This is a genomic window from Albibacterium profundi, from assembly GCF_042159835.1.
Taxonomy (GTDB): domain Bacteria; phylum Bacteroidota; class Bacteroidia; order Sphingobacteriales; family Sphingobacteriaceae; genus Albibacterium; species Albibacterium profundi.
The window spans coordinates 266,796-283,003 of the sequence record NZ_JBBVGT010000003.1; the positions used below are offsets into that span (position 1 = coordinate 266,796).

The 16,208-nt window shown below is 41.9% G+C and carries 15 protein-coding genes and 1 tRNA gene; 11 read left to right on the plus strand and 5 right to left on the minus strand.

Annotated features, from left to right (window positions below; translation table 11 throughout):
- Positions 1-70: 70 nt before the first annotated feature.
- The gene (locus WKR92_RS12685) at positions 71-1,744 is read right to left on the minus strand and encodes an FMN-binding glutamate synthase family protein (protein WP_375558203.1); all 1,674 of its coding nucleotides are present in this window, start codon (positions 1,742-1,744) and stop codon (positions 71-73) included.
- 251 nt (positions 1,745-1,995) lie between these two features.
- Between WKR92_RS12685 and WKR92_RS12690 the strand changes: the two genes are divergently transcribed.
- The 7 genes from WKR92_RS12690 to WKR92_RS12720 all read left to right on the plus strand — a co-directional run bounded on the left by WKR92_RS12690 (position 1,996) and on the right by WKR92_RS12720 (position 8,707).
- Positions 1,996-2,235 carry a hypothetical protein gene (locus tag WKR92_RS12690; RefSeq protein WP_375558204.1) on the plus strand — a complete coding sequence of 80 codons (240 nt, stop codon included), beginning with the start codon at positions 1,996-1,998 and terminating at the stop codon, positions 2,233-2,235.
- A 160-nt stretch (positions 2,236-2,395) separates the two neighbouring features.
- The gene (locus tag WKR92_RS12695; protein WP_375558205.1) at positions 2,396-3,844 is read left to right on the plus strand and encodes a tagaturonate reductase; all 1,449 of its coding nucleotides are present in this window, start codon (positions 2,396-2,398) and stop codon (positions 3,842-3,844) included.
- Between the two features lie 6 nt (positions 3,845-3,850).
- Positions 3,851-5,260, plus strand: coding sequence for a glucuronate isomerase (uxaC, locus tag WKR92_RS12700; protein WP_375558206.1), 1,410 nt, complete (start codon positions 3,851-3,853; stop codon positions 5,258-5,260).
- 47 nt (positions 5,261-5,307) lie between these two features.
- Positions 5,308-6,696, plus strand: a complete 1,389-nt coding sequence (locus WKR92_RS12705; protein ID WP_375558207.1) for an MFS transporter — start codon at positions 5,308-5,310, stop codon at positions 6,694-6,696.
- A 17-nt stretch (positions 6,697-6,713) separates the two neighbouring features.
- Positions 6,714-7,379: a bifunctional 4-hydroxy-2-oxoglutarate aldolase/2-dehydro-3-deoxy-phosphogluconate aldolase gene (locus WKR92_RS12710; protein ID WP_375558208.1), complete on the plus strand. Its 666-nt coding sequence runs from the start codon at positions 6,714-6,716 to the stop codon at positions 7,377-7,379.
- Between the two features lie 63 nt (positions 7,380-7,442).
- A tRNA-Lys gene (locus tag WKR92_RS12715) sits at positions 7,443-7,515 on the plus strand.
- Between the two features lie 70 nt (positions 7,516-7,585).
- Positions 7,586-8,707: a DUF2914 domain-containing protein gene (locus tag WKR92_RS12720; RefSeq protein WP_375558209.1), complete on the plus strand. Its 1,122-nt coding sequence runs from the start codon at positions 7,586-7,588 to the stop codon at positions 8,705-8,707.
- Position 8,708: 1 nt separating this feature from the next.
- Here WKR92_RS12720 and WKR92_RS12725 read toward each other — a convergent pair whose 3' ends face one another.
- Positions 8,709-9,239: a dihydrofolate reductase family protein gene (locus WKR92_RS12725; protein ID WP_375558210.1), complete on the minus strand. Its 531-nt coding sequence runs from the start codon at positions 9,237-9,239 to the stop codon at positions 8,709-8,711.
- 207 nt (positions 9,240-9,446) lie between these two features.
- Here WKR92_RS12725 and WKR92_RS12730 point away from each other — a divergent pair, with 207 nt between their 5' ends.
- Positions 9,447-9,686 carry a hypothetical protein gene (locus tag WKR92_RS12730; protein ID WP_375558211.1) on the plus strand — a complete coding sequence of 80 codons (240 nt, stop codon included), beginning with the start codon at positions 9,447-9,449 and terminating at the stop codon, positions 9,684-9,686.
- Positions 9,687-9,717: 31 nt separating this feature from the next.
- Here WKR92_RS12730 and WKR92_RS12735 read toward each other — a convergent pair whose 3' ends face one another.
- From WKR92_RS12735 to WKR92_RS12745, 3 genes are all read right to left on the minus strand, one after another.
- A complete protein-coding gene (locus WKR92_RS12735) occupies positions 9,718-10,221 on the minus strand; it encodes a GNAT family N-acetyltransferase (RefSeq protein WP_375558212.1) in 504 nt (167 codons plus the stop codon).
- Positions 10,222-10,238: 17 nt separating this feature from the next.
- The gene (locus WKR92_RS12740; RefSeq protein WP_375558213.1) at positions 10,239-11,339 is read right to left on the minus strand and encodes a DEAD/DEAH box helicase; all 1,101 of its coding nucleotides are present in this window, start codon (positions 11,337-11,339) and stop codon (positions 10,239-10,241) included.
- A 62-nt stretch (positions 11,340-11,401) separates the two neighbouring features.
- On the minus strand, positions 11,402-12,193 hold the full coding sequence (locus tag WKR92_RS12745) for a Cof-type HAD-IIB family hydrolase (protein ID WP_375558214.1): 792 nt from the start codon (positions 12,191-12,193) through the stop codon (positions 11,402-11,404).
- Between the two features lie 307 nt (positions 12,194-12,500).
- Between WKR92_RS12745 and WKR92_RS12750 the strand changes: the two genes are divergently transcribed.
- The 3 genes from WKR92_RS12750 (at position 12,501) to WKR92_RS12760 (ending at position 16,179) form a co-directional block, all read left to right on the plus strand.
- Positions 12,501-13,244, plus strand: coding sequence for a hypothetical protein (locus WKR92_RS12750; protein ID WP_375558216.1), 744 nt, complete (start codon positions 12,501-12,503; stop codon positions 13,242-13,244).
- On the plus strand, positions 13,229-14,749 hold the full coding sequence (locus tag WKR92_RS12755) for an MDR family MFS transporter (RefSeq protein WP_375558217.1): 1,521 nt from the start codon (positions 13,229-13,231) through the stop codon (positions 14,747-14,749). Before WKR92_RS12750 ends, WKR92_RS12755 begins: the two co-directional genes overlap by 16 nt.
- Before the next feature lie 95 nt (positions 14,750-14,844).
- Entirely contained in the window at positions 14,845-16,179 is a 1,335-nt protein-coding gene (locus WKR92_RS12760) for an FAD-dependent oxidoreductase (RefSeq protein ID WP_375558218.1), read from the plus strand.
- Positions 16,180-16,208 lie beyond the last annotated feature (29 nt).

A 16,208-nucleotide genomic window follows, 5' to 3' on the forward strand; every position in this document is an offset into this window, starting at 1 on the left:
CAAAGGCCATCGTATTTGATGGCCTTTATTAGTATCGAGCTTTAGATGAACTCAGTAAAACGATATTCTTCTAATTCAATGATGGATCGTGAAGTGACAAGTCGCGGCCAGTTGGCTTCGTAGCCCAGTCGAATTCCATAGCATTGACCTGATCAAACCTAGGAGCAAAGCTCTGAGAAGAAGTAATATCCATCAGTGTTTTGTAAGCCTGAGGATAAGGCATCTTTAGTAGGCTGCCTGTAGCCACATACGGATAAGTGTCTAAGTATGTCTGCACTTCCTTCGGTGAAACTCGGCGATTGATATGCGCGCGGTGCAACTTATCTGGATCTGTTATGCCAGCAGCACCCATAAGGTCGCAAGCACTTTTAACGGTTTCGTAATGGTAATTAGCAACGCGAACTTTCTTCACCCCAACCACTAGACCTTTGGTCAATTTAGGATCTTGAGTAGCAATGCCGACAGGGCATGTGTTTTTATTGCACTCTAATGCCTGTATGCAGCCCAGAGCCATCATCATTCCTCTTGCGCTGTAACACAGGTCAGCGCCGAGAGCTATGTTTTTGACTAAGTCGAAACCAGTTGTCACCTTACCTGAAGCGATGATTTTAATATGTTTCTTCAAGTTGAAACCGGTTAATGAATCATAAACAAAGGCTAGAGCATCCCGTAAAGGCATTCCAACCGAGTTGGAGAACTCCAAAGGCGCTGCACCTGTACCGCCTTCGCCGCCGTCAATTGATATGAAGTCCGGATACGTGTCCGTTTCAATCATCGCTTTACAGATTGCAATAAACTCATGTTTCTGACCGATACACATTTTGAATCCGACTGGCTTTCCGTTTGATAAAGCACGTAATTGTTTGATGAATTTCATCAGTTCAATCGGGTTCGAAAATGCTTTATGGCTAGGGGGAGAGGCCACTTCTTTACCAACCTCAACCGAGCGGATGCGGGCGATCTCTTCGTTTACTTTCGCTGCAGGCAATAGTCCTCCATGTCCGGGTTTCGCACCTTGCGAGAGTTTAACCTCAATCATTTTAACATTGGGCGTGGCTGCCTTTTCGGCAAATAGCTCAGGATTAAAATTGCCATCCGGATAGCGGCAACCGAAATAACCTGTACCAATCTGCCAAATTAGATCCCCACCACCTTGTAAGTGATAGTCACTCAATCCTCCTTCCCCAGTATTATGAGCAAAGCGACCAATTCGAGCACCCTCATTTAGTGCCAAAATAGCATTCTTGCTAAGTGAACCATAGCTCATCGCTGAGATGTTAAACAAGCTTGCCGAATACGGCTGCGTGCATTCAGGGCCACCTATCAAAACCCTTGGTAGCTCGGTAATCTTAGAATTGTCAAAGGCGTTTAGGCTGTGACTAAGCCATTCATAATTATTGTCATAAACATTCAGCTGCGTACCAAATGCAATGGTGTCAATCTCTTTTTTTGCACGTTGGTAAATAACACTTCTGTCCAAGCGGTTAAACGGTCGTCCGTTGGTATCGCTCTCAATAAAATACTGATAAATTTTAGGACGTAAGTCTTCCATCACATAGCGTAGTCTACCAGCCACCGGAAAGGTTCGACGAATGGCTTTCTTGGATTGAGTCATATCAATGACCCCCATGACAACAAGTGGTAAAATGATTACGAAGAGCCAGAGAGCTGACGGCCACCAATAGGCTGCGATGGATACGGTTAGAATCGATAGCGCAGACAAAACAACAAAACTTCTTCTCATGATAAGTGTTGCATTAGTAGAGTGTTAATAAATGATATATCAAATCGGATGCGAAATTAGGCAAGCTTTTGTTAATTTGCTAATTTTTGCAATTAATTTGACTGTATTATTATCAATATATTAAAAATTGGGCAGGTGTGTGGCGTATCGGTCGTAAAGCTCGTTATGTTTTTAAACCTGAATTTTAAAACTTTTTCAATAAATAGCTGTTCTACAGTTTTATTTAAGCATTACTATCAACGTTAATACCAATGAAAACATTACAATTAGAAATTCACGATCCATCAGTTCTAGCGAAAATTCAAGAGATGGCAGAGTCCGGCCTCGTGTCAATTAAGCAATTAGGCGAGGAGGGTTTTATGGCTCGAGTAAATAAATTTAGGAATCAGGCGGAAAGTAATATCCCGACTGCAGAAGACATCCGTAAGGATCTGCAAGTCGTAATGCACAGCATTATTCCAAGCCGAAAATATTTTAAAATACGCTTTTAATACTCGAGCGGAGCGTTAGCTCCGTTTCTTCTTTCTAGTCGTCCTTTACTTCTGAAAATTGAGATAGTATTTTCATGTATATTTTTTTGATATGTATTTAAAATACTATAAATTTAAAAATCACTAGATAAATCTAAATCAGTTAAGAAGTACAAGCAAGATGACAAAACTCAGTCGTTCCTCGATCGAGGGAACCGAATCAACTAATCCAGAAAAAGTATTACAGTTTGGAACCGGGGTTCTATTGCGCGGTTTGCCGGATTATTTCATCAATAAAGCGAACAGACAAAATATTTTTAACGGTGATATTGTCATTGTTAAATCTACAAATAGAGGCGGTACAGATGAGTTCTCCGATCAAGACAACTTATATACCATTCATATTAAAGGAATTGAGGACGGCGAAGAAATAGAGAAAATAGAACTTGTAACATCCATTAGCCGGGTATTATCTGCCTCCAAAGATTGGGATGAGATAAAAAAGCTTGCGGTATCTGACGATTTAAAGGTTATTATCTCGAACACCACAGAGGTGGGGATAGAATTAAAAGAAGATGATCTTTTGTCGGCTAATCCTCCGTTATCGTACCCGATGAAGTTAACTGCACTTTTATGGGCTCGGTATCAGTATTTCAAAGACAATTCTGAGGGTAAGGGTCTAGTTGTTTTACCGACTGAGTTGATCAGCGAAAACGGGAAGGTATTAAAAGATATCGTACTGCGCTTAGCGGAGATCAACAAGTTGGGTGCTGGCTTTATCGATTGGCTTCAAAAAGAGAACCATTTCTGTAATACGCTTGTCGATCGCATCGTTCCTGGGAAGTTGTCTGCCGAAGGACAACAGCAAGCCATCGAGGAATTAGGCTATGTTGACGACTTAGCTATCATGGCCGAGCCTTTTAGGTTGTGGGCTATTGAAACAAGTAGTGAAAAAGTAAAAGATATACTATCGTTCTCTCAAGCAGATGATGGCATAATTATAAGCCCTGATATCACCAAGTTCAAAGAATTAAAACTACGTTTACTAAACGGAAGCCATACGTTCTCTTGTGCTTTAGCCATTCTGAGTGGATTTATCACTGTGAACGAAGCCATGCAGGATACTGACTTCCTGAACTACATGGATAAGCTTCTGAATAAAGAGATTGTCCCGTCCATCGTCGGTCCCGCCATCAGTGAAGCGGATGCTAGTGAGTTCGCAAAAAGTGTAATCGACCGGTTTAGCAATCCTTTTCTAAATCATCAATGGCAAAGTATTAGCCTTAATTACACATCGAAAATGGAGCTGCGAAATCTGCCTCTGATAGAGTCTTTTACCCAGCGTAAACAAGCTGTTCCTCAGTGTATGGCTTTGGGCTTTGCTGCCTATTTGCTTTTATTAAAGCAACAGAGCAATGTTCAAGATGCACATGCACCGCGCATACATCAATTATGGAAGGAGAACTCAACAGAGCAGCTCGTGGACAATGTCTTGGGCGTCGAAGAATTTGGGCTAACTAAGCTTAAATCCAATAACGGTTTTGTTGATGCCGTTAAACAATATATCAACGATTTAGAAAACGAAGATCCAAAAGTCGTTATTAAACAATTGAATCAGTCACATAGCTAGCAGTTCATGAAAAAATTCCTCAACGAAAACTTTTTGCTAACAACCAAAACTTCAGAAACACTGTATCATGATTATGCTGCGAAGATGCCCATTATCGACTACCATTGCCATCTGCCGCCTGAACAAATAGCCGAAAACACACAATTTGAAAACCTCACTCAGGCTTGGCTCTACGGGGATCATTATAAATGGCGTGCCTCAAGAGCCAATGGAGTTGATGAGAGTTATATAACCGGTTCACAGTCCGATCGTGAGAAATTTAGAAAGTGGGCAGCTACCGTGCCTTATACATTAAGAAATCCACTTTACCACTGGACCCATCTTGAATTGCAGCGTTATTTTGGCATCACAGAACTTCTAAATGCTGAAGGCGCTGATCGTATTTATGATGAATGCTCGGAAAAACTTCGGTCTCCCGAATACAGCGTTCGGTCTTTATTGAAAAAGATGAATGTTCGCATGGTTTGTACAACGGACGATCCTGCCGACACATTGGCCCATCACCAAAAAATTAAGGATGACGGGTTTGATATACCCGTATTGCCTGCATTTCGGCCAGACGCAGCTATGAACCTAGATGACAATGCGAAATTCATTGTGTATCTACAAAAGCTAGAAGCCGTTACTGATCGGTCTATTACGAGCTATGCAGACTACCTAGACGTATTAAAGAGTCGCCATGATTATTTCGCAGAAATGGGATGTTCGGTTTCCGATCATGGGTTAGAATATATTTGCGCCGACGATTATACAGAAAGTGAAATAAGTCAAATATTCGATCGTGCACTTATCGGCAGTCAGACTACCAGAGAAGAAAGCAGTAAATTCAGATCAGCCATGCTGCTTCAATTTGCTGAATGGGATGCAGAAAAGAACTGGGTGCAGCAATATCACTTAGGAGCGTTACGAAATAATAACACAAGAAAACTAGCCGAGCTGGGACCAGATACCGGCTGGGATTCGATGGGCGACTTTGAACAGGGGCGAAGTCTTGCCAGATTTCTCAACAAGCTAGAAGCCAATAATAAGTTGGCTAAAACCATCTTATATAATCTCAATCCTAGAGACAATGAACTATTCGCCACCATGACGGGCAATTTTAACGATGGCTCGGTCGTTGGTAAAATGCAATATGGCTCCGCTTGGTGGTTTATGGATCAGAAAGACGGAATGATTCGACAAATAAATACCCTCTCCAATATGGGACTGATCAGCCGTTTTATTGGTATGCTTACTGATTCCAGAAGCTTTCTTTCCTTTCCAAGACACGAATATTTCCGACGCATTTTATGCGACCTGTTTGGCACAGAGATCGAAAATGGGGAATTACCGGATGATATAGAAATGATCGGATCCACTATTCAAGATATATGCTTCAATAATGCAAAAACATATTTTGGATGGGACAATCTATGACAAGTACCAAATTTTTAAAACCAACGACCACAAAGTAAACTGATATTATGACTCCCTCCAAAACAATAGGCAAGTACAGGTGGACAATCTGTACCTTATTATTTCTCGCTACAACCATCAACTATTTAGATCGCCAAGTACTCAGTCTCCTGCACCCGATACTGGAGGAAGAGTTTGGATGGTCGAATACTGACTACGCCAACATCACTGCTGTATTCCAATTCGCCTATGCTATCTCGATGGTTTTCGCCGGTCGAATCATTGACAAATTGGGAACTAAATGGGGTTATGCGCTAGCCTTGATTTTATGGTCTGTTGCTGCTGCACTTCATGCTTATGCCCTGCCTATTGGTGACGGCGTCGCATCCATCTTAACAGCATTTGGAATCAGTGGCGTATCCGTTTCCGTAATGGGTTTTATTGTAGTCCGTGGTTTACTGGGAGTTGGTGAAGCAGGCAACTTTCCTGCGGCTGTAAAAGCTACAGCTGAATATTTTCCGAAGAAAGAGCGATCTTTCGCAACCGGTATATTCAATTCCGGAACCACCATCGGAGCTGTTTTAGCGCCGTTAACAGTGCCTATCATGGCACAGACATGGGGTTGGCAGAGCACCTTTATCGCCGTTGGTTTAGCTGGTCTCCTTTGGTTGATTCTCTGGTTCATATTTTATCAAGCACCGGAAAAACAAAAGCGACTTTCCAAAGAGGAATATGATTACATCCATAGCGATGATCCGGTTGTTCCAGCGGAGGGCGAAGCTAAAACAGCAGAAAACGTAGTAGTTAAGCGTAGAATGTGGGCCAAATTATTAACCTACAGACAAACTTGGGTTTTCGCAGTAGGTAAACTCATTACTGATGGCGTGTGGTGGTTCTTCCTCTTCTGGCTGCCTTCTATACTTCATTCCGAGTATGGGATGTCGACTACCGACATGATGGTACCGCTAGCTGTTTTATACGCATTAACCATGATAGGAAGTATCGGTGGGGGTTGGTTTCCGACTCATTTTATCAATAAAGGATATAATGCATACGAAGGACGTATGAAAGCAATGCTAATCATAGCCTTTATCCCTTTGGTCGTATTAGGCGCCCAACCCTTAGGAGAGTTTAGCTATTGGTGGGCCATTGTACTGATCGGTATCGGTGCTTCCGCACACCAAGCTTGGTCTGCAAATTTATTCACCATCGCTTCTGATCTGTTTCCAACCAAAAGCGTAGGTTCCGTAACAGGAATTGGTGGCATGCTAGGCGGTATCGGCAGTGCCTTATTCAGCAAGTCGGCCGGAGCCTTATTTGATCATTACGAAAGCTTAAATGATATCCACACAGGCTATACTATTATGTTTGCCGTGTGTGCATTTGCTTATCTTTTTGCATGGATTCTGATGAAAGCCTTAGTGCCCAAAATGAAAGTAGTAGATTTAGACAAATAAAACTTATTTTATAAACAATGAGCAAAAGAACAACAGTTATTAATCAAATTTTAGAGCAAGGGACTTTACCTTTATTTTTTACTCCAAGTGAGAAAGATACCATAGAGATCGCACAGACAGTTTATTCAGCAGGCGTGAAGGTCATCGAATATACCAACCGGGGAGAAGAAGCCCTTAGGAATTTCAAAAGCCTAAAGAAAGAGGCACTAAAAACTATGCCTGATCTGCAACTCGGAATTGGTACCATCAAAACGGCGAGGGAAGCCGATAACTTTATCGACGCCGGTGCTGACTTTATTGTTGCCCCGACCATCAACCCCGAAGTAGGCAGAGCAGCCCATAACGCAGACCTGCTTTGGATACCTGGATGTATGACACCTACCGAAATCAGCATTGCGCAGGGGCATGATGCCGACATCATTAAGATATTCCCTGCCAATATTCTGGGTGTAGAGTTTTTAAAATCGATCAAAAGCCTGTTTGCCGGACAGAAATTTATGCCTACCGGAGGGGTAAACCTTAGTGAGGAAAATATTCGTGGTTGGTTTGATGCCGGTATCTGCGCCGTTGGTATGGGCAGTCAGCTGATCAGTAGTGACGTCATCAAAGAAAAAAAATACGATCTATTAAAAGAACGCACAGAAAAGGTACTGAAACTTATTAAAGCCATTCAGAAAAAATAGGAGAATGATAATTTTCTCCGGCATTTTACGCAGATAATTTTTACTTTTGTCTGCGCTAAGCATGACTCCGTAGCTCAGTTGGTAGAGCAACTGACTCTTAATCAGTGGGTCGAGAGTTCGAGCCTCTCCGGGGTCACATTTATGAAAAAGGGTTTTACATAAAAGTAAAACCCTTTTTTATTTATCTTAGAGAACACCTAAGAGCTATGAAAAGAACATTAGTACGATTTAGAAATAGTGCATTTCGAAAATATGTTAAAAAACATGAAAAGCATTTGCCTGTACTGTTTTTCATGGGGGGATTTATATTTGACACCATGACCTTAGGCAGAATAGATCGAGTATATGATCTTTCTATTCTTTGCTTACACGTAATCTTTCTAACGATAAGTATCTATATCTTTAATTTAGCGGATGATGGAAAGTGGAAAAATACTTTTATCGAAAGATTTGAAATTTATCTTCCTTTAGCCATACAGTTTTCGTTTGGAGCACTTTCAAGCGCTTATGTCATTTATTTTTCGCGGAGTGTTTCTCTATCTAAAACCGCTTCATTTTTTATAATTTTAGTCTTTATACTATTCGCGAACGAGTTACTAAAAAAACGAATTTCAAATAAATATTTGCAATTTAGTGTACTCTATTTTTTAAGCTTTACATTCTTTAGTTTTATAATCCCTGTTTTTATAAGAGAGATGAATCAAGACATCTTTCTGATCTCTGGATTTACGAGTTTAGCTTATATCTTCTGCTTATTGATTTTTATCTATCTGACGAGTCCAAGCACTCGCAAAGAGGTTCATTTGGGAAAAATGATCAGTATGATCTTGATACTTTATACAACATTGAATTTCTTTTATTTTTTTAAACTAATCCCTCCTGTACCCTTAGCATTAGAAGAGGGTATTGTTGCTCACAAGGTTGAGGTAAACAACAATAAGTATAAAGTTATATATGAAGCGGATGAATGGTATATCTTCTGGAGAGATCATCGATTGAAATTCACTCATCGTCCGAATGAAAATGTTTATGTTTTCACCTCCATATTTGCTCCCACAAATCTGGAAAAAGCTATTGCACATCGTTGGAAATGGTTAAATCCTGAGACTGATAAGTGGGAAATTGTAGAAGATATTGCTTATGAAATTAAAGGCGGCAGAACAGGCGGCTATCGAGGCTATACTTACAAAAACAATGTGAAGAACGGAATCTGGAAAGTAGAAGTCATCACTGTTGAGGAGGAACTAGTTTTAGGTATAGTCGATTTTGAAATTGTTTCAGGACCTAATAATATAAAACAAGGGGATTTAAAGGAAAAAATATTTTAGTTTACTTTCTTCTATAATGTAGCTGTGTCAATCCGGTATCAAACTGTTTGGTGTTTACGAGCTCAAGCATTTGTTCTGGTCTTCCGTCTTTAAAAAGCTTTATTCCATCACCTAGCAAAACTGGTATAACGGAAATTATATATTCATCTATTAAATCATACTTTACCAGTTCATTTATTACTTCTGCGCCACCATCGCAATAAATGTTCTTGCCGTTTTCAGATTTTAGCTTATTAATCAATTCGATCAAGTCCCCTGTGTGAAAAGTCGTTCTACCAGCGCTCGGTCTTTGATTTCTTGTTATGACATAAACATCTCTTTGTCCATTATCATAATGAGAAGCACCAATTTCTTTAAGCACATAATCGTAGGTTTTTCTACCAATAATTAAGGTGTCGATTGTATCTATGAACTCAGCATAGCCGTAATCTTCTCCCTCTTTCTCTACAAGTTTTAAAAAGCTGAGATCGTCATTCGGTTTCGCAATGTAACCGTCCAGAGACATGGCAATGAAAAGTGATAATTTCCGCATTTGAATTTAAGTTTACTGTTTTTTTAAAATAGCTTTAAATTATATATCGTGGTTTTTGGTCTTTCAAGTCTTTTCTTCAACTATATGTAAATTTTGAGCAAAATATGCTTTTTTTTGCCAGAAATAAATCGACAAAATTAATAAATTAGTAAGCAGTTGTAATTTAGTATCTTGCACTAAGTCAAGAAACAAACTCAAATAATCAAATTGCTTGAAAAGGAACACAAAATCGTTCCCAAAAATTACTATCAAAGCCTATGGATGCTTTTAGGTATGGCGGCCTTCGGGCTTCCTATTAGAGCAGCTTTTTGTGCAAGCATCGGTAATATGGCATTTTTAAGCATAGGTTTACCTATAGGAATGGTAATCGGTCTCGCTATGGGAGCAGGTATGGATAAAAAAGCATTAAAGGAGGGACGGCAATTAGATGTAGAAGTCTGGAACTAAATTTAGATAATCAGTTTGCAAATCTCATCTATCATTGCTTTATCTCAAAATAGCAAACATCTGCGTTGTGATAATGCGATGGTAAACTTGAAGCGCCCTCCAATCTTTTGATACCTAAGAACGCAAATCCACAGTTTTGATAATGCTGGATCAGTTTGGTGTTCTCGCCGCAGGTGTCCATACGAATATACTTTTTATCCTTCGCGAATTCCTTCGCCCAGTCAACAATGATCTTCACAAAATTATTTCCTCTGAAGTCCGGATTCGTTGCTATTCGATGGATGTAGATAGAAGAGATGCCATCGTCATTCGACCAAATTTCTGGATCGTTGTATGTAATAGCCCAAACACACGCTACTTCATCATCTATCATTAATTTGAATTGGCGATTTTCCGCGACCTCGTTTTCTATCAACGCTTTATCAAATTCCGGCCATTGGTTCTCAGGGAACTTTTCCTTTTGAAGGTCCGTCGCCGACTTATAAAGCCTAAATATTTCAGGTATGTCTTGTTTGGTACTATTTATTATATTCATTAGTCAAATGTAATTCTCTACAGGCTATCTCTCCTTTGATCGATGATTAAATCATCAGGTAGGGGCATAACTGGAATTTCTTTTCCGATGGACTCTTCTATTGTTTTGATTTCCAAAAGCTCATCGTCGCTTGCAAAGGTGATTGCAATCACCTCATCGTCTGAACGCTTTGCAATGTGGTGGACAAAAACTTCATCATCTTCTGGTAACTCAAAATGGAATATAAAAGGAATGCCGGTCAGATCAATATCTGTCGTGCTTTCATTTGCGATTATCAGCATTCGGCATCCAGAGGCTTGTTTAAAAATATTGATATCATCAAAGCCAGCATCATCGTCAGAGCTTGGATGTAGTAGGGCGACTTCCCCTTTTTCTGCATCTATATGTTGAATGAGTTGCTGTGCCGTAGATCGTGTATTAACAAATATCACAACTTTATCGAATACATCTTTATCTTGCATCAATAGGTTTAGCAAGTTGATTTTCGTGAGGAAGTTAGGAACTTGATACAGCAAAAGCTCGTATGTTTCTGTCTTCTCATCAAGTTCTTCCACCTCAATCACCGTAGCAAATGGCATAAAATCATCAATCATTCGGTGGAGCTTTTTATTTTCAACCGTACTGAATGCTAAATATTGAACCTTTCCGCAGCTCTGCGCAAGTTCCCTTACAAGGGTCTGCATCCCTTGTTTAGCTATTTCTTCAGCGTCATCAATGACGAATGTCTGAATGCGATTTAAGTTAAGCCCCAGCTTTAGGTATACAGCACGGGCGCGACTTGGTGTTGACACGACGATATCCACTCCACGAACCAAACCGTCGATTTCCTCCTCCATGTCGCCGTCCGTTTTAAGCCCCATGATATAAAGCTCTTTATTCTGGCTGATGGTGAAGAAACGATCGACTATTTCATCAACTTTATCGTCGTTAGCGGCTAGGACCAATACCTTAGGAGCCTCGTCTTTAGTATATTTTAAGCGCATTAGCACACCAAGAACATAGGTAGTGGTTTTTCCTGCGCCTTCGGGTGCAATACCAAGGATATTATGTCCACCAATGATTCGAGAGAGAGATTTTAGCTGAATCTCTTTCGCTGTATAATAGTGCAGCTTATTCATAGCTGCTTGAAGATGTTTATTAAGCTTTAATTTTTCTATCAAAATCTTAGTGTTATGATTAATTAAATCACCTCATAATGTTTCAATGCATTCCAGATGCCGTCCTCTTCAGTCGTACCGGTTACAAAATCCGCTACCGCCTTGACATTGTCTCCTGCGTTGCCCATTGCCACACCAATGCCCGCCGTTTCCAACATCTGTATATCGTTTCCACCATCACCAAAAGCCATAGAGCTTTCTGCGGATAAGCCATAACGGTTGAAGAACTGCTCCATCCCAATCTGCTTACTGATTCCTTTGGCGTTCACGTCAATGAATTCCGGACACCAGCGGCTCGGTACGCAGTTTTTAAGTACCTCAGAGAAAAGATGTGCCTCTTTATGCTCATCAACAAAGAGATTCAATTGTAGTACCTCGCTTTTCAATGCATGAGAGAAATCCTGAGGGGGAGGTGTGTCCAATTTCAATAGCTTGAATATCGCCGTCACATCATCTGTGATATCGCTAATAAAGGAGCCCTCGGTCGTCATAACGCCCACCGGAAAGTTATCAAGCGTATTCAGGTGATCATGTAGCAGCTGAATCTCGCTAATATCAATCGTATGTCTGAAAAAAGACTCGCCATTTGAGTCAACACAATAACTGCCATTAAAAGTGATAAAACCATCAAAGCCATGTTCTGCTAAGAACTTCGCATGTTCGTATGATCTACCCGTAGAAACAATGATTCGTATCCCTTTTGATTTTAATATGGATAAGGCTTCAATGGTAGAGTCAGGTACTGACTTGCTCTTCAATCCTAAAAGTGTTCCGTCAATATCAAAGAAAACAGTTTTAACGTTAGATTTTGCCATGCTGCAAAGATCGGCAATATTTTTAGATGATGAGGCTTAATTGCCTAACTTAAGGCAAACCACTGAGTTTTGGTAAATATCGCCGAAGATTTTGGTCTATATTTCTCCCAAGCTCTCCCGTACTCCTCCCGTAGTGCTCCCGTTGCCCTCCCGTTAAAACGATCATTTGAACGGGATCACTACGCATGTATATTGGTCAAAATTCGGTAAAAAGTATAACAAAGTCCCCCCAAATCACTCCAGTCGGTTGGAAAGGTGGTTGTTTAGCGCGATATTAGGCTGTTGTTGATTAATTTATCTTATAAGTATGGCAGTTTTAAAAAATGGTAGGCTTGTGGGAAGGGTTGGCAACTTGGTTTATCGCGACGTGAAAGGTAGAACGATTGTCCAATCGCGCCCTCGTCGATCGAAACGCGGCTTTCAGTTGACTTCTAGAAATTCGAATTTTTCGGTTGCTTCGATGGCGGCAAGCGCATTGTACCGAGAACTAAAGGATTTTGCACTGAACCTGTCGACTCGGGAATTATATAATTCGATCGTCAGTCTGTTGATGGGAAACCCCGAGGTTTTGCAGCCCGAAGGGCTTGACAATGATTGGTCTTTGGTGCCGGATAGTCACTTGCTTCCGGTTGAAAAGAGACGCAGTTTGCCGGGTCTTCAGAATGGTGCAGTGGGGCTTGACTTTGCTGAGGGCACGTACCGCGTTCAGATTCCGCCCTTGAAGACGTCGCAAATAGCGGACTCCATCCACCATGTTTGGAAGAATGTACAGGAATATGAGCGGACTTTCGTTCTATTGTATTACGATTTTGAAACGACGAGTGCGTCTGTCGTAGGTCGGTGGACGTCGCGTCGGACTAAGAAAGGTGCTAAAAGCAAGTCGGTGCTTATCGAGCGCGACCTAATCGATTTGGATGGTTTTCCAATTTCGAAGGGATTGCTTGTGTTGGCCGTTGGGGTAAGACTTTATGCGGCACCATCTAGTAGTAGCTATTTAAATCGCCCGGATTATAACCCATTTGTGGTGACGGGAATATGGAAGAAACATTGACATTAGCAGATAAAACACAAGAAGAACAGAAGCCGGTGAGGCGCGGTTGGATTCTGGCCGCGCTAATGGTTACCATGATGTTGGCTGCGATGGATAATACCATTGTTTCTACCGCTATTCCGCAGATTGTGGGCGATTTGGGTGGTTTTTCTTTGTTCAGTTGGGTTTTCTCTATTTATTTGCTGGTGCAGACTATTACCATTCCATTATACGGTAAACTGGCCGATATGTACGGTCGGAAGCCAATCTTGATTTTCGGAATATCGACCTTCTTGCTCGGCTCGGCCTTGTGTGCGCTAGCGTGGAATATGTATACCTTAATTTTCTTTCGTGGCGTGCAGGCTTTAGGAGCTGGTGCTATTATGGCAACGGTAAGTACGCTGGCGGGCGATTTGTATAGTATACAGGAACGGGCGAAGATTCAGGGTTGGCTCTCTAGCGTTTGGGGTGTGTCTGCTATTGCCGGGCCAGCGCTTGGTGGGACTTTTGCTGAGTACCTGTCATGGCATTGGATCTTTTTAATCAACTTGCCTCTGGGAGCGCTTTCTATTGTGCTTATTTATCTCTTTTTACACGAGCAGAAACCGAAAATTCTGCATAAAATTAAATTCATAGGTCCGGCATGTATGTTAATTACGAGCGCGGTGGTGATGTACGGACTTTTGCAGGGCGGGCAGGCGTGGCCTTGGTTCTCCTGGAACAGCTTGGCTATATTTTCTCTGTCGGCCGTGTTAATCTATGTGACGGTGCGACTGGAAAGGCTGAATCCCGAACCGGTGATGCCTCAATGGATTTGGAAGAACAGAATATTGCTGGGGACGAACCTTGCATTAGTGGGGATGGGGATAACGATGATGGCGCCGAGTATGTACCTGCCGGTTTATGCGCAATCGGTTACGGGAGTGAGCCCGATAGCTGCAGGATTTATCTTGGCGAGTATGAGTCTGACTTGGCCGCTTTTTTCTGGATTTTCCGGGAGACTTTATCTTTCGATTGGATTTCGGAATACCGCTCTTACCGGGGTGATATTTGTGATTAGTGGCGTATCGCTATTTCTGTTCTTGCCTTTCCCGGGACCGGTGTGGATGTTGGTTGGCAGCCAATTGCTCATGGGGGCAGGTTTTGGATTGATATCGACTCCTCTGTTGGTAGGTGTGCAGTCGGTTGTAGCCTGGGGCAGACGTGGGGTAGTGACGGGGGCGAGTATGTTTTCGCGCTACTTCGGACAGACATTGGGCGCTGCTTTATTCGCTGCTGTCTTTAACTCGGCACTGGTTTTTTCCTTTGCGCAGACTCCCGATGCTATCGAAAAGACACTTCCGGAAACGAATCGGGTTATTGAAGCATTGCAATCTACACAGACGCCATCGGCTACACGTTTGGTTCTGCAAGAATCCTTTCACTCGGCGATTCTTTATGTGTATGTGGGCTTGCTGACGGCGGCGATCATCACCTTGATTGTTCTTCTCCTTACGCCGTCAAAGTTCCAGACGATAGAGGACTAGGCAAGTGCTTCCTCAACTTTTTATACTTTGATTTGTTAGTCTTTGTAGGTAGGCAGACGTTTGCCTAACTCAAACTTTAATGGGAGACCTCAAGCATGAAAAAGCATTATAACAATATTGTTATCGGTTTTGGCAAAGGTGGAAAGACCCTAGCATCTTGGTTGGCTGCGCAGGGGGAAGAAGTTGCGATTATTGAAAAGTCGACGGAGATGTATGGAGGTACGTGTATCAATGTGGCTTGTATTCCTACGAAGTCGCTAATTGTCAACGGAGAGAAAGGGATGTCTTTTGGGAAAGCCCGGAAAATAAAGGATAAGCTCGTTCGCACGTTGCGTGAAAAAAATTATGATAAGTTGGCGGATGCGAAGAATGCAACGGTCATTGATGGGTTTGCATCATTTGTATCGGCAAAAGAACTGAAGGTGCTGACCAAAGGAGGAGAGAAATCCGTGATTGCGGATCGGATTTTCATCAATACGGGAACCAAACCCTTGATTCCAAAAATTGATGGTGCGGATGGTCGGCGGATTTATAACAGCACGACCTTGATGGCGCTTGATGAAATGCCGGAGCGACTGGCCATCGTGGGCGGCGGCTTCATCGGTTTGGAATTTGCAGATATGTTTTTGAAGTTCGGAAGTCGCACGGTCATTATACTGGATGGAGGCGATATCTTTTTGCCGGGCGAGGATCCTGACATTCGTGACTCGATACAACAGTCCTTGGAGACGAAAGGACTGGAAGTGGTTTTAGGAGCGAAGGTTGAAGCTTTTTTAGATAAGAAGAAGAGTGTAGAGTTGAGCTATGAGCAAGGTGGAGACAAGAAAACGATGAAGGCTGATGCAGTATTGCTAGCTACGGGTCGTGCAGCGGTGACGAAGAAGTTGAACTTAGAAGCGGCTGGGATTAAAACGGATGATAAAGGCTTCATTGTCGTGGATAACCAATTGCGAACAAGCGCGGAAAATGTATGGGCGATTGGCGATGTAAACGGTGGACCACAATTTACCTACATCTCATTGGACGATTTCAGGATTATCAAAAGTCAAATCAATAAATCCTACTATAATTCCTTGAAAAAGAGAAAAGATTTTGCAACGGCACTTTTTATTACACCACCATACGCTCGCGTTGGGATGAATGAAACGGAGGTAAAGGAAGCAGGGCTGGATTACCTGGTTTTTACCTTGCCGGCCAACAAAATTCCGAAAGCTGCCATTCTGCAACAAAAAGATGGGCTCTTGAAGGCAATTGTGGAAAAGGATTCGGGTAAGATCCTTGGCTGCATGCTGCATTGTGCGGAAGCACACGAGCTAATTAACCTCGTCCAATTAGCAATGAACGCAGGTATCAGGTATGAAGTCCTCCGTGATCAGATCTATACGCATCCAAGCATGTCCGAAAGCCTCAATGAATTGTTTGCCGAATAGGTTTGTGGGTAAAGAGTCTGCAAGTTATT